Annotated in this window: 11 protein-coding genes; 9 read left to right on the top strand and 2 right to left on the bottom strand. The window is 72.7% G+C overall.

Annotation, left to right across the window (positions count from 1 at the left end):
• Positions 1–3 precede the first annotated feature (3 nt).
• The 9 genes from ACGG9C_RS06500 to ACGG9C_RS06460 all read left to right on the top strand — a co-directional run bounded on the left by ACGG9C_RS06500 (position 4) and on the right by ACGG9C_RS06460 (position 10523).
• Positions 4–1314, top strand: coding sequence for a dihydrodipicolinate synthase family protein (locus ACGG9C_RS06500; RefSeq protein WP_071044962.1), 1311 nt, complete (start codon positions 4–6; stop codon positions 1312–1314).
• Positions 1260–2189, top strand: a complete 930-nt coding sequence (locus tag ACGG9C_RS06495) for a sugar phosphate isomerase/epimerase family protein (protein ID WP_083336538.1) — start codon at positions 1260–1262, stop codon at positions 2187–2189. Before ACGG9C_RS06500 ends, ACGG9C_RS06495 begins: the two co-directional genes overlap by 55 nt.
• A gap of 32 nt (positions 2190–2221) precedes the next feature.
• Positions 2222–3256, top strand: coding sequence for a LacI family DNA-binding transcriptional regulator (locus ACGG9C_RS06490; RefSeq protein WP_390178416.1), 1035 nt, complete (start codon positions 2222–2224; stop codon positions 3254–3256).
• A gap of 395 nt (positions 3257–3651) precedes the next feature.
• Positions 3652–4653 carry a LacI family DNA-binding transcriptional regulator gene (locus tag ACGG9C_RS06485; protein ID WP_194383838.1) on the top strand — a complete coding sequence of 334 codons (1002 nt, stop codon included), beginning with the start codon at positions 3652–3654 and terminating at the stop codon, positions 4651–4653.
• 75 nt (positions 4654–4728) lie between these two features.
• Complete coding sequence (locus ACGG9C_RS06480) at positions 4729–6075, top strand: Gfo/Idh/MocA family protein (protein ID WP_194383839.1); 1347 nt, start codon at positions 4729–4731, stop codon at positions 6073–6075.
• On the top strand, positions 6072–7031 hold the full coding sequence (locus ACGG9C_RS06475; RefSeq protein WP_194383840.1) for an NAD(P)-dependent oxidoreductase: 960 nt from the start codon (positions 6072–6074) through the stop codon (positions 7029–7031). Before ACGG9C_RS06480 ends, ACGG9C_RS06475 begins: the two co-directional genes overlap by 4 nt.
• An 8-nt stretch (positions 7032–7039) precedes the next feature.
• A complete protein-coding gene (locus tag ACGG9C_RS06470; protein ID WP_194385589.1) occupies positions 7040–7939 on the top strand; it encodes a 5-dehydro-4-deoxyglucarate dehydratase in 900 nt (299 codons plus the stop codon).
• Positions 7936–9051 carry a mandelate racemase/muconate lactonizing enzyme family protein gene (locus ACGG9C_RS06465; protein ID WP_228480836.1) on the top strand — a complete coding sequence of 372 codons (1116 nt, stop codon included), beginning with the start codon at positions 7936–7938 and terminating at the stop codon, positions 9049–9051. The genes ACGG9C_RS06470 and ACGG9C_RS06465 overlap by 4 nt, the downstream gene beginning before the upstream one ends.
• 26 nt (positions 9052–9077) lie before the next feature.
• A complete protein-coding gene (locus ACGG9C_RS06460) occupies positions 9078–10523 on the top strand; it encodes an aldehyde dehydrogenase (NADP(+)) (RefSeq protein WP_194383841.1) in 1446 nt (481 codons plus the stop codon).
• A gap of 860 nt (positions 10524–11383) precedes the next feature.
• Here ACGG9C_RS06460 and ACGG9C_RS06455 read toward each other — a convergent pair.
• Both ACGG9C_RS06455 and ACGG9C_RS06450 read right to left on the bottom strand, forming a co-directional pair.
• Positions 11384–12532: a glycerate kinase gene (locus ACGG9C_RS06455; RefSeq protein WP_194383842.1), complete on the bottom strand. Its 1149-nt coding sequence runs from the start codon at positions 12530–12532 to the stop codon at positions 11384–11386.
• 88 nt (positions 12533–12620) lie between these two features.
• On the bottom strand, positions 12621–13613 hold the full coding sequence (locus tag ACGG9C_RS06450; RefSeq protein ID WP_194383843.1) for an IS481 family transposase: 993 nt from the start codon (positions 13611–13613) through the stop codon (positions 12621–12623).
• Positions 13614–13634 lie beyond the last annotated feature (21 nt).

The following is a 13634-nucleotide window of genomic DNA, read 5'->3' as shown; positions in this document are numbered from 1 at the left end:
CGTATGACCCACCTCACTCTGCTCGATGCCGCCGGGTCGACCTCGCAGGTCGCGCTGCGCGAAGCATCCGGATTCACCAAGCCCACAACGCCGCTGCGCAGCCGCCTCGCGTACGCGGCCGCGCACGTCGTGCCGCTGGTGCACGCCGACAACACCCCGGGGCGGCCCGCCGAGATCGACTGGGATGCGACGCTCGCCTTCCGCCGCTCGGTCTACTCCTGGGGCCTCGGCGTCGCCGACGCGATGGACACCGCCCAGCGGAACATGGGGCTCGACGCCGCCGCGGTGCGCGAACTCATCGCGCGAACGGCGCAGACCGCGCGCGAAGAGGGCGGATCGGTCGTCGTCGGCGTCAACACCGATCACGTCGAGGACGAGCACATCTCCCTCGACCAGGTGATCGACGCGTACCGGTCTCAGCTGGCCTTCACCGAGGAGCAGGGCGCCGCTCCCGTGCTGATGGCGTCGCGCCATCTGGCGCGCGCCGCATCCTCGGCCGAGGACTACCGCCGCGTGTACCGCGAGGTGCTCGGCGCGGCGCAGGTGCCGGTCGTGCTGCACTGGCTCGGCACCGCGTTCGACCCGACCCTCGAGGGGTACTTCACTTCGACCAAGCTCAGTACAAGCGGGTCGGCCGACTGGCGCGAGGCGTCCGAGGTGCTCCTGGAGATCATCGGCGAGAACACCGACAAGGTCGCCGGGGTGAAGATGAGCCTGCTCGACGCCGACGCCGAGGTGTCGGTGCGAGAGCGCCTCCCCGAGAGCGTGCGCATGTTCACCGGCGACGACTTCAACTACGTCGGCCTCATCGGCGGGACGGACATGCCGGACGTTGCGACGGGCGACGTTTCGTCTGGCTCTGCTCGCTCAACGACCGGGGAGGCCGGAGACGGGCGGGCCGGAGAGGCATCGGCCGGGGCGGCCGAGACGAAACGCGGATACTCCGACGCGCTCCTCGGCGCGTTCGCGGCGATCACCCCGGTCGCCTCCGCCGCGATCCAGGCGCTCGACGCCGGCGACGGCGCTCGATACCGCGAGATCCTCGAGCCCACCGAGGAGCTCAGCCGCCAGGTCTTCGCCGCGCCGACGTTCTACTACAAGACCGGGGTCGCGTTCCTGTCGTGGCTGAACGGCCACCAGCCGGCCTTCCAGATGGTCGGCGGGCTCCACTCCGCGCGCAGCCTGCCGCACCTGTCCCGCATCGTCGAGCTCGCCAACGCCTCCGGCGCCTTGGAGCGGCCCGAGCTGGCCGCCATCCGATGGCACGGGATGCTGCGCCTGAACGGCGTCGACGTTCCGGGGGTGATCGCGTGAGCGTCGATCCGCGCCTGTCGATCAACCAGGGCACCCTCAAGCACGCCGACCTCGCCACGGCGCTCGCGGCCACATCCGGTGCGGGCGTCCCCGCGATCGGGCTGTGGCGCGAACCGGTGCAGGAGGTGGGCCTCACCACGGCCGCGTCGATGCTCGCCGACTCCGGGCTGCGCTTCACGACACACTGCCGGTCCGGCTTCTTCACGATGCCCGAGGGCCCCGCCCGCCGCGCATCCCTCGACGACAACCGCGTCGCCGTCGAGGAGGCCGCCACGCTCGCCGCGGCGGGCGCCGAGGGATCCACCGCGGTGCTGGTGCTCGTCGCCGGCGGTCTGCCCGAGGGCTCCCGAGACCTCATCGGCGCCCGCGAGCGCGTGCGAGATGCCATCGGCGAGCTCGCTCCGCACGCCGCCGAAGCGGGCGTCACCCTCGCGATCGAGCCGCTGCATCCGATGTACGCCTCCGACCGCTGCGTCGTGTCGACGCTCGGCCAGGCGCTCGACATCGCGCACGACTTCGACCCGTCCGTGGTGGGCGTGACCATCGACACCTTCCACATCTGGTGGGACCCGGATGTGCTCCCGCAGATCGAACGCGCCGGTCGCGAGGGACGCATCGCGACGTATCAGGTGTGCGACTGGAAGACGCCGCTCCCGGCCGACGTGCTGCTGAGCCGGCACTACCCGGGCGACGGCGTCATCGACTTCGGGCCGATGACCCGCGCCGTCGTGGATGCCGGGTACACCGGCGACATCGAGGTGGAGATCTTCAACGCCGACGTGTGGGCGACCGACCCGGCCGAAGCCGTGCGACGCACCTCCGACGGCTTCACGGCTGCCGTCACGCCGCACCTTCCCGCGGTCGTTCCCGCCTGATCCCGCGCGGGCGAGCCCCTAGAATCCTGCACGTGACCCGAACACCCTCGACCGCCCGCAGCGCGGCCACCCTGCACGACGTGGCCCGCGAGGCAGGGGTGTCGTTGGCGACGGCCTCCCGGGTGCTGAACGGCTCCACGCGCAAGGTCGCCGAGAGCTACCGCGAGAAGGTGGAGGCGGCCGCTGAGCGCCTCGGCTACACGGCGAACCTCTCCGCGCAGGCGACGGCACGCGGCACCTCCGCCGTCGTCGCCCTGCTCGTCGCCGACATCGCCGACCCCTACTTCGGCCAACTCGCCTCGGGTGTGGCACGCGGCGCCGACGAGGCGGGCCTGGTCGTCACGATCGCCATCACCGAGCGCGACCCGACGCGCGAGGTCTCGCTCGTCCGCGCGCTGCGCGGTCAGCGCCCGCGGGGCCTGATCCTGGCCGCCTCCCGAACGACCGGCCCCGACGCCGCGGGGCTCGACCCCGAGCTCGAGGCGTTCCGGGGCATGGGCGGACGGGTCGTCATGCTCGGTCCGGCACCCGACAGCATCCGCTCGGTCGCCGTCGACAACCGTGGCGGGGCCCGCGCGCTCGGCGCACGCCTGCGCCAACTCGGCTACCGCGAGGCGGTCATCGTCGGCGCGCGCGAGGGCATCCAGACCTCCGATGACCGCATCGCGGGGTTCACCCACGGCTTCACCGGTGCCGGCGGGCGCATCCGCAGCGTCGTTCGCGGCGGCTTCACCCGCGACGCCGGGTACGCCGCCACCGAGGCGCTCCTGCACGATGAGGTGCCCCCGGGCACGGTCATCTTCGGCATCAGCGACGTCGTCGCGATCGGCGTGATGTCGGCGGTGCGGGATGCCGGGCGCGAGGTCGGCGCCGACATCGCCGTCGCCGGCTTCGACGACATCGCCACCGGCCGCGACATCCGGCCCGGCCTCACGACCGCGCATGTGCCGCTCGATGAGCTCGGCTACCGCGCGCTGCACGCCACCGTCGACGAGGAGTGGGACGCCTCCCAGCCGCCCCTGCCCGTCGAGGTGGTCGTGCGCGGCAGCACGCCACCCCGCCCCTGACCCCGCCGGCGCCTGACCTCCCCGGCGCCACCAGCTCGTCGACACCGTCAGCCCCGGTGAACAACACAGGAGATCCGCGGCGCCCGGGAGCTGAAACCTGCCGACACACTGCGCCCCGACCGGAATCTCCTGTGTTGTCCGCGGCCCACCCGGCGAGCCGCCACTCGCCGCTGCCCGCTCTCGCCTGCATCGACCTCTGCCGCCCGCTGCCCGAGCTACCTGGCGAGGCGTCTCCGCGGTGAACAACACAGGAGATCCGCGTCGAATCGGGCTGAAGCCGCGCCGACAGGCCTGCTGCGCGCCGAATCTCCTGTGCTGTTCACGGCCGGCCGCCGCCGCCGACATGGGAGAACGTTTCCCGGGCGGATAGAGTGGCGCGAGCGAGAGGAGGCCGCATGCCGCGCCCACCGAAACGGGTGACCATCGCCGACGTCGCCGCGAAGGCGGAGGTGTCGCTGTCGACCGTGTCACGCGTGCTCAACGGCAATGTCACCGTCGACCCGGCCATGGCCGAGCGCGTGCGCGCCGCGGCTGCCGAGCTCGACTACTCCGCCAGCCCCCTCGCCCGCAGCCTCGTCCTCGGCCGCACCCAGACGATCGCCGTGGTCGTGCCCGATCTCGGCAACCCGACGTTCCAGGAGATCCTGCGCGGACTCAGCCGCGCGGCCGGAACCGCGGGCTACCACGTGCTCGTCGCCGACTCCGCCGAATCGGTCGACCAGGAGCGGGTGCTCGCCCTCACGACCCGACGCCGCACCGACGGCGTCGTGCTGTGCGCGCCGCGCATGGATGACGACGCCCTCGCGGCGTCGCTGCGCGAGCTGTCACCGGTGGTCGTCGTCAACCGCGACGTCGACGGAGCTCCCGTGGTCGGGGCGGATTACCGGTCCGCCTTCGCGGAGATCCTCACCCACCTGCACGGCCTCGGTCACCGTCGCTACGTCTTCCTCTCCGGCAATCCGCGCAGCGCATCGAACGCCGCGCGCGTCGACGCGATCACCGCGTTCGCCGGCGCGCACGCCGAGGTGGAGATCACGCAGCTCCCGTGCGGGGTCGACGTCGACAGCGGTGCGCGGGTCGCGCCGGAGGTGCGCGCCTCGGGCGCGACCGCCGTGCTGGCCTACAACGACCTCGTCGCCATGGGAGTCATGGGAGTGCTGCGACGCGATGGCGTGCGCATCCCCGAAGACCTCTCGGTGACCGGGTTCGACGACATCCCGTTCTCGCGCTGGACCTCGCCCACCCTCACCACCGCGGCGGTGCCGGCCGAAGACCTCGGCGCACGCGCGTGGGAGGCCATGCAGGATCTGCTCACCGGCGCTCCGGCGGAGCCCGCCGCGCACTGGCTCCGCCCCGTCGTCGCGCTGCGCGAGAGCACGGGACCCGCCCCGTCCTGAGCGGCCGCAGCATCCACCGCATAGGAGCACGGCCACGCGTGTTACACTGAGAAAACGTTTCCTGAGGAGCCATCGATGACCCACCTCCGCTACGCACTCGCCGGCGCCGGCGCGCGCGCCCAGATGTACGTCGACGCGATCACGACGACCTACGCCGACCGCGCCTCGCTCGTGGCGATCCTCGAGCCGAACCCGGTGCGTGCGCAGTTCCACGCCGACCGCGTCGCCGAGAGCGGCAAGCCCGCGCCGCTGATCTACTCCCCCGATCGCCTGGAGGAGATGATCGCCGCAGAACAGGTGGACCGCGTGATCGTCTGCGCGCGCGACGACCTGCACGCCGAGCTCATCGTGCGGTCGCTGGATGCCGGTGCCGACGTCGTCGTCGAGAAGCCCCTCACGATCGACGCCGCCAGCGCCGCCGCGATCGAGGATGCGATCGACCGCACCGGACGCGACGTGGTCATCACCTTCAACTACCGCTACTCCCCGCGCAACAGTGCGCTGCGGCAGATCCTGCAGGAGGGCACGATCGGGGAGATCACCTCGATCGACTTCTCCTGGATGCTCGACACCAAGCACGGCGCGGACTACTTCCGCCGCTGGCACCGCGAGAAGGAGCACTCCGGCGGCCTGCTCGTGCACAAGTCCAGCCACCACTTCGATCTCGTCAACTGGTGGCTCCGGTCCGTCCCCACCCGCGTCTACGCGTCGGGCGGGCTGCGCTTCTACGGTGCGGAGAACGCCGACGCGCGCGGGCTCGGCGCACGCGCTCCGCGCGGAAGCCACGACGACGCCGGCGCCTTCGAACTCGACCTGCGGGCCGACGCGAACCTCAAGGCCCTGTACTTCGATGCCGAGGAGCACGACGGATACCTGCGCGACCGCGACGTGTTCGGCGAGGGGATCACCATCGAGGACAATCTCGCGCTCGTGGTCGACTACGCCTCGGGCGCGACCCTCAGCTACTCCCTCAACGCGCACGCTCCCTGGGAGGGCTACCGCGTGGCGGTGAACGGCACGAAGGGGCGCGTCGAGCTCGAGGTCGTCGAGCGCGGCGCCGTGCTGGCCGACGAGGGCCTGCATCCGGTGCTCGACCCGAGCGCGGTCGACGCCGGCTCGTCCGGATCCCTGCGGCCCGAAGGCGAGCGCCTCCTTGTGCAGCGTCACTGGGAGGCCGCGACCGAGGTCGAGATCGAGAACCTCGCGGGCGGGCACGGCGGCGGCGACCGTCTGCTCCTGGCCGACGTCTTCGAGGGGCCGGGCGATGACCCGCTGCAGCGTCCCGCCGACTGGCGCGACGGTGTGCGTTCCATCTCGGTCGGCATCGCCGGCAACCGGTCGCTCGCGACGGGCATGCCGGTGCGTGTGGCCGACCTCGGCATCCGCTTCCTCGCCGCGAGCCCGGAGTCGGTGCCGGCGTGACGCGCATCGTCGTCACCGGTGGCGCCGGCCGGCTCGGGCGCTCGCTCGTGGCCGGTCTGGCTGATGCCGGACACGAGATCGTCTCGCTCGATCGTGAGGTCTCGGATGCGGTCGAGCTGACCTCGCGGGACGCGGTCACGCAGGCGGCCGTCGACCTCACCGACGCCCACGCCGCAGCCGCGGCGGTGGCGGATGCGCGGGCCGACGCGCTCGTGCACCTCGCCGCGATCGCCGTGCCCTTCAGCGCACCCGAAGACGTCATCCTGCGCACGAACGCCGCGCTCGCCCTGAACACGATGTCCGCGGCCGTCACCGCCGGTGTGCCGCGGATCGTCACCGCGTCGAGCCCCACCGTGCTCGGCTACGGATCCCCCACCGGATGGGTGCCGCCGTCGATGCCCCTCGACGAGTCCACGCCGCCCCGGCCGTGGAACGCCTACGCCCTGTCGAAGCTGCTCGCCGAGCAGACCGCGGCGATGCTCGCGCGCCAGACCGGCGACGCGACGCGGTTCGCGGCGTTCCGGCCGTGTTACGTCATCGCGCCGGAGGAGTGGGAGGGAGCCCTCACGCAGCAGGGGCACACCGTGCGCGAGCGCCTCGACGATCCGGCGCTGTCGGCGCCGGCCGTGTTCAACTACGTCGACGCCCGCGACGTCGCCGCCTTCGTCGACGTGCTCCTGGCCGCGATGGGCGACATCCCGAACGCCGAGACCTTCTTCGTCGGCGCCGATGACGCGCTCGCTCGCGAACCGCTGTGCGATCTCGTGCCGCGCTTCCACCCCGGAACCGAGGAGGTCGCGGCGGGCCTTGTCGGCACGACCCCGGCGTTCACGAGCGCGAAGGCCGCGCGCCTGATCGGATGGCGCCCCACCCGCACCTGGCGCGACGAACTCGCCGCCACGGACGCCCGCGCCGCGGGATCGTCCCCCGACTCCCGAAAGGACACCGCCGCGTGAGCACCGGAATCGCCTTCGACGGCATCCTCTTCTTCCCCGTCACGCCCTTCGACGCCGACGACCGCGTCGACGACGAGCTGCTGCGGCGCCACGTCGGCACCACGATGGAGCACGGCCCGGGCGGGGTGTTCCCGGCGTGCGGCACGGGCGAGTTCCACGCCCTGTCGACGGATGAGGCCGCGCAGGTCGTGCGGTCCACGGTCGAGACGGTCGCCGGGCGCGTTCCCGTCGTCGCCGGTGCCGGCGGTCCGCTCGGCCACGCGATCGGGGTCGCACGCGCGGCTGCGGATGCGGGAGCCGACGCGCTCCTCGTCCTCCCGCCGTACCTCGTCGGCGGACCGCAGGCGGGCCTGATCGCCTACGTCGAGGCGATCGCGGCGGCATCCGATCTGCCCGTCGTCGTCTACCACCGCGCCAACGCGCAGTACTCCGTCGATGCGATGCGGCACCTCGCGCGCAATCCCAAGGTCATCGGCTTCAAGGACGGGGCCGGCGACATCGGCACGGCGCAGCTGATCGTGCGCGCGGTCGCGGAGGAGGGCCGCGACGATTTCGCCTTCTTCAACGGCCTGCTCACCGCCGAGCTCACCCAGGGGGCGTACCGCGGCATCGGCGTGCCGCTGTATTCCTCGGCGGCGTTCGCGATGATCCCCGAGGTCGCCGCCGCCCACTACCGTGCGTACATCGCCGGTGACGAGGACCGTCGCCTGCAGCTGCTCGACGGGTTCTTCCGCCCGCTCGTCGCGCTGCGCGACGAGACCCCCGGCTTCGGCGTCTCTCTCATCAAGACGGGCCTGCGGCTGTCGGGGATGCCGGTCGGCGGCGTGCGCGCCCCGCTCGTCGACCCCTCGCCCGCCCAGGAGGAGCGCCTGGCCGAGATCCTCGAGGCCGGACGGGCCCTGCTGTGACCGCGGTCGCTGCGGCGGAGGAGCATCCGACCGTCGCGACCTTCGAGACCCGGCTGATCCGGGTGCCGCTGACGCGCCCGTGGGGCGCCGAAGTCACCTCCGTCGGTGTCGTCGAGACGCACGTGGTGCGCTCGGACGGAGCGGAGGGCTGGGGCTTCTCGTGGACGCCGCAGATCGGCGCGGAAGCGGTGCACGCGATGCTCGCGAACGACGTCGCCGCCTTCGCCCGCGGGCGTTCGGCAGACCCGGGTTCGGAGTCCCTGGCGCTGTGGCAGCACCTCCACGAGGCCGGCGGCGGCGGGGTCACCACCATCGCGATGGCCGGGCTCAACCTCGCGCTGTGGGATGCGGCGGCGCGCGAGCGGGGCACGTCGCTCACCGGGTTCCTCGGCGGGCAGCGTCGCAGCGCCCGCGCCTACGGCTCCGGCGTGAACCTGCATTACCCGATCGACGATCTCGTCGCCCAGGCGCGACGGTGGGTGGATGCCGGCTTCGACGCCGTGAAGGTCAAGGTCGGCAAGCCCGACGTCGCGGAGGACCTCGACCGCATGCGTGCGGTGCGCGAGGTACTCGGGCCCGACCGCGCGCTCATGATCGACGCGAATCAGCGCTGGGACCTCGACCGCGCGACGCGGAACCTCGAGGTGCTCGCCGAGGTGGCGCCGGCGTGGATCGAGGAGCCGCTGCGCGCCGACGACCTGGCCGGGCACATCGCGCTGTCCGAGCGTCTGGCGGCCTCCAGCCGCATCCCGATCGCCGTGGGCGAGAATCTGCACAACGTCTTCCGCTTCGACGACTTCCTGCGCACCGGAGCCGCCCAGATCGTGCAGCCGAACGTCGTGCGCGTCGGCGGCATCACGCCGTTTCTGGGGATCGCCGCCGTCGCGGCCGAGTACGGTGCCGCCGTGCATCCGCACCTGCTGCCGGAGCTCTCGGGACAGCTGGCGCTGTGCCTGCGCGGTGTCCCCGGCGTGACGGATCCGCTCGTCGAAGACGTCGAAGACGCCGGCTTCGGCGAGCTCAACGCCCTGCGGGACCCCTCGCCCGTCCGCATCCACAACGGCGCCCTCACCGAGACCGACCATGTCGGGCTCGGCATCCGCTTCACCTGACCGCCTGCGACCACTCGGGAGCAATCATGAGCACCAGCATCACCGACCTCGACCGCCTCGTGTCCGCCGCCGCGGAGGCCGCGCCGGCGTGGCGCACCTCGTCGGCCGACGACCGCGCCCGCTGGCTGCGCGCCGCAGCCGACGCACTCGACGCGCACGCCGACGAGCTCGTCGCGATCGCCGACGAGGAGACCCGCCTCGGCGAGACCCGCCTGCGCGGCGAGGTCGGGCGCACGACCGGCCAGCTGCGCCTGTTCGCGAGCGTCGTCGAGGAGGGCTCGTACCTCGAGATCACGATCGACGACGCCGACGGCGCCGCCACCCCGCCGCGCCCCGAACTGCGACGGATGCTCACCGGCGTCGGCCCGGTGGCGGTGTTCTCGGCCTCGAACTTCCCCTTCGCGTTCTCCGTCGCCGGCGGCGACACCGCCTCGGCCCTCGCGGCCGGGAACCCCGTGGTCGTGAAGGCGCACTCCGGCCATCCCCGCCTGTCCGAGCGCACCGCCGAGATCGTCGCCGCGGCCCTGGAAGCGGCGGGAGCACCCGCGGGCTCGCTCGGTCTCGTCGAGGGCCGCGAAGCCGGCAACGCCCTCGTGCAGCATCCCTCGATCCAGGCCGCCGGGTTCACCGGCTCGCTGGGCGGCGGACGCGCCCTGTTCGACCTGGCGACCGGGCGAGAGGACCCCATCCCCTTCTACGGCGAGCTCGGCAGCGTCAATCCCGTGGTTCTCACCCCGGCCGCCGTCGCGCGGCGCGGTGAGGCGCTCGCGCAGGGCCTGGTCGCCTCGTTCACGCTCGGAGTCGGGCAGTTCTGCACCAAGCCGGGTGTGGTGTTCGTCCCGACCGGATCCGGCTTCGACGAGCTCGTCGCGCGCCTCGTTCCGGGCGCATCCGGTGGGCCGCTGCTTACCGATCGCATCACCGCGGCGTTCCCGTCCGGTCTCGCGCACCTCGAGGCCGACCCGTCGGTCTCGGTCGTCGCCGGATCGGCCGAACAGGCCGAGGGCACCGCGCAGCCGGTCGTGCTGAGGACCGACGCCGCCGCCGTCGCGGATCGGCCCGAGACGCTGCTCGAGGAGTGCTTCGGCCCCGTGACGCTGCTGGTCGAGTACGCCGACGACGCCGCGCTGCAGCGTGCCCTGGAGGCGGTGCCGGGCAGCCTCACGGCCACCCTGCACGCCGAGGACGACGACGCCGTCGACGACGTGCTCGAGGTGCTGCAGCGCAAGGCCGGACGCGTGCTGTTCGCCGGCTGGCCAACCGGCGTGGCGGTGACGTGGGCGCAGCAGCACGGCGGTCCGTGGCCGGCGACCACCTCGCTGCACACCTCGGTCGGCGCGACGGCGATCCGCCGGTTCCTGCGGCCGATCGTCTTCCAGGACGCCCCGCAGCGTCTGCTGCCCCCGGTGCTGCGCGACGACGCCTTCCCGTCGCTCCCGCACCGCCGGAACGGCATCCTCACCCTCCCCTGACGCGGTGCCGCCGGGCTCCGGTGGGCCGCGGGGCTCCGGCGACGGTGGGGAAGTGACGTGGGGGGCTCCGGCGAGGCTGGGGCTCCGGCGAGCCACGGGGCTCCGGCGGGCCGCGGGGCTCCGGTGGGCCGCGGGGCTCCGGCGACGGTGGGGCGGTGACGCCGCGGGCTGGCAACGACGGGCTGCGGCCGGGCGGCGCGGGCCGGCGACGATAGGCTGCGGCCGGGCGGTGGCCCCGGCGATGGTGGGGGCCGCGTCTCCGCTCACGTCGTGCCCCAACTCAGGCTGGGCGAACCGAACGGCCCGGATTCCAGGCCTCCCGGCCGTACCCGGGCTCCTCCATCCTGAGTTGGTGCACACGTCGGGTGTGACACCGGGGCGGCATCGAGTCGAGACCTTGCCTCACCGGGCGACAGACGACAGAAGGCGCCGAACCCCCGCACGTGGTGTCACCTGTCGGCGTCTCGACGGGCGACGGGCACCAACTCAGGCTGGGGGACCACGAGCCGCCGGAATTCCGACCTCTCGGCCGTACCCGAACTCCCCGAGCCTGAATTGGTGCACACGGTGGGGTGAGACTCCGGTGCGGCATCGAGTCGACCATCCGGTGCCGCGCCAGGGGACAGACGGCAAAGACGCCGACGCCCGCACGAGGTGTGAGTTGTCGGGCGGCCTGACCGGCGACGTGCGCCAACTCAGGCTGGATGGCACTCACCGGGCCGGGAAATCGATACCAGGCCGCATCTGGACCTCCTCAGCCTGAGTTAGGCACCAGCACGCGGGCGGAGGGAGGTCGGGGCGACCGGGGGCGGGCAGGCGGCGGGGTCAGAGGCGGAGGAGGTCGGGTGGACGGAGGAAGGTCAGAGGGATGCGGCGAGGGCGGCGCCGGCTTGCGCGAGCCACGTCGCGGGGTCGGCCATGGCCGCCTCCGGCGTTCCCGCCAGGTCGGTCAGCGACGCGGTGGCGGCGAAGGCCGAGGTGTCGGCCTCGGGCGAGATGCGGCCGGCGACGAGCATCGCGGGCACGCCGGCAACCGCCGCCAGGTGGTGCACCCGGGACGGCACCTTGCCGGCGGCCGACTGGCCGTCGAATGCGCCCTCGCCCGTGACGACGACGGCGGCGCCGCCGATCGCGTCGGCGAGCCGGATGAGCTCGGCGACCTCTTCGGCGCCGGGAACGAGATCGCCGCCCCACAGGCGCAGGGCGAAGCCGGTACCGCCGGCGGCACCCGAACCGGGTGCGTCCGGGTCGACCCCGACGAGGTCGGCGAGGCGGGCGAGCGCTGCATCCACAGCCGGGATGTCGTCCCCACCCAGACCCTTCTGCGGACCGAAGACGGCTGCCGCTCCCCGCGGGCCCGTCAGCGGATGCGTGACGTCGCTCAACACACGGACGCCGCCGGCTGGAAGCGGGGCGAGACCCGACAGATCGACCTCGGCCACATCGCCGAGTCCGCGCGCACCGGGAGCGACGGGCGCGCCGTCGACGTCGAGCACGCGCGCGCCGAGCGCGGCGAGCATCCCCACCCCCGCGTCCGTCGACGCGCTCGAACCGATCCCGAGGACCAACCGCGAGACGCCGTGGTCGAGCGCGGCGGCGATCGCCTGCCCGAAGCCGCGTGTGTCGGCGTCGAGCGGCCGGAGTCGCGGGGGCGTTCCCAGCAGCTCGATGCCCGAGGTGCCGGCGAGTTCGACGACCCCGGTGCCGGCGTCGGCGTCGGCGTCGGCGGTCGGCGGAAGCAGCAGCCAGTGCGCCTCGACGGGCGCGCCCTCCGGTCCATCGACCGTCACGGGCATGAGCGTCGCCCCGGGCACGGCCGCCGCGAAGGCGGCGACGGTGCCTTCGCCGCCGTCCGCCATCGGCCGGTGCACGATCCGGTCGCCCGGTCGCACGTGGTGCCACCCCGCTTCAAGCGCGTCAGCGGCGGCGTCTGCGGCGATCGAGCCTTTGAACGAGTCCACCGCGAGCACCACGGTGCCTGGAGGACGGCCCTCGGTCGCTCCGGTCATGCCACTCCTTCGTCGACGCGGTCGCGATGGGATGGACTCCGGTGGAGCATCCCACGGAAAGCGTATTCCACTCGAAAGGACGAAGCGACTAGGTGTGATGTCCAGGCAGGTTGTTGAGTCTGGTGAGGGGCGGGGCTCCGATTGCGGAGTGGCGCCTGTGGTGATTGTAGAAGTGGACCCAGCCTGGTAGCGCTTCGCGACGCTCAGAGTCGGATCGGTAGAACCGGGCGTAAGCCCACCCATCGGCGAGGGTGCGGTGGAATCGCTCGATCTTGCCGTTCGTCTGCGGTCGGTAGGGCCGCGTCCGTTTGTGCGTGATGCCCAGCCCAGCGCAGGCGTCTCGCCAGGCGAACGACTTGTAGGCCGACCCGTTGTCCGAGAGCACCCGTTCGACAGTCACGCCGCGGTCGGCGAACCACGCGACGGCGCGCTCGAGCACGCCGATCGCGGTGACGGCCTTCTCGTCGGGGCAGATCTCGACGTAGGCAACACGCGAGTGGTCATCAACGACGGTGTGGAGGAACGCGGTCCCGACGTTGGGTTCGTAGCCCCTCCGTTTCCCGGTGCGCTTCGCCGTGGTCTCGCGGTTCCGGTCGCCCTGCTGCTTGCCGACGTATCGCCATCCGCCGCCGTCAGGAATGTTGCCGAACTTCGTGACGTCGACGTGCAGCAGTGAACCGGGATGGTCGTGCTCGTAGCGGCGGATCGGCTCGCCCGTGACCCGGTCGATATGGCTGAGCCGACTGATCCGGCACCGGACCAGCACCGCGTGGACCGTCGAGGCCGGGATCTGGAGCTCCTCCGAGATCTGCGCTGGACCCAGGCGACGCCGCCACCGCAACCGCACGATCTGCTTGACCGTCCGCGCTGGTGTCTTGCTCGGCATCGACCGGGGCCGACTGGGCCGATCGGTCATCCCGGCGGCGCCCTCGGCACGGAACCGGGCGGCCCACTTACGAGCGGTGATCGGCGACACCATGAACATCTTTGCGGCGGCCGTCGCCGGCCACCGATCCTCGACGATCAATCGCGCGAGCCTGAGCCGTGCGCGGGGCGTGAGAGCAGCATTAGCGTGGGACACGAGGGCCTCCTGTTGCACGAA

Source organism: Microbacterium sp. MTN4-26, assembly GCF_042846595.1.
Taxonomy (GTDB): Bacteria; Actinomycetota; Actinomycetes; order Actinomycetales; family Microbacteriaceae; genus Microbacterium; species Microbacterium luteum.
This window is presented reverse-complemented; position numbering and strand designations above follow the sequence as displayed.

What these genes read in the sequence shown, in the direction of transcription:
- ACGG9C_RS06500 (WP_071044962.1), top strand. Translation starts at nt 4, where the DNA reads ATGACCCACCTCACTCTGCTCGATGCCGCCGGGTCGACCTCGCAGGTC.
- ACGG9C_RS06495 (WP_083336538.1), top strand. Translation starts at nt 1,260, where the DNA reads ATGGCACGGGATGCTGCGCCTGAACGGCGTCGACGTTCCGGGGGTGAT.
- ACGG9C_RS06485 (WP_194383838.1), top strand. Translation starts at nt 3,652, where the DNA reads ATGCCGCGCCCACCGAAACGGGTGACCATCGCCGACGTCGCCGCGAAG.
- ACGG9C_RS06480 (WP_194383839.1), top strand. Translation starts at nt 4,729, where the DNA reads ATGACCCACCTCCGCTACGCACTCGCCGGCGCCGGCGCGCGCGCCCAG.
- ACGG9C_RS06460 (WP_194383841.1), top strand. Translation starts at nt 9,078, where the DNA reads ATGAGCACCAGCATCACCGACCTCGACCGCCTCGTGTCCGCCGCCGCG.
- ACGG9C_RS06455 (WP_194383842.1), bottom strand. Translation starts at nt 12,532, where the DNA reads ATGACCGGAGCGACCGAGGGCCGTCCTCCAGGCACCGTGGTGCTCGCG.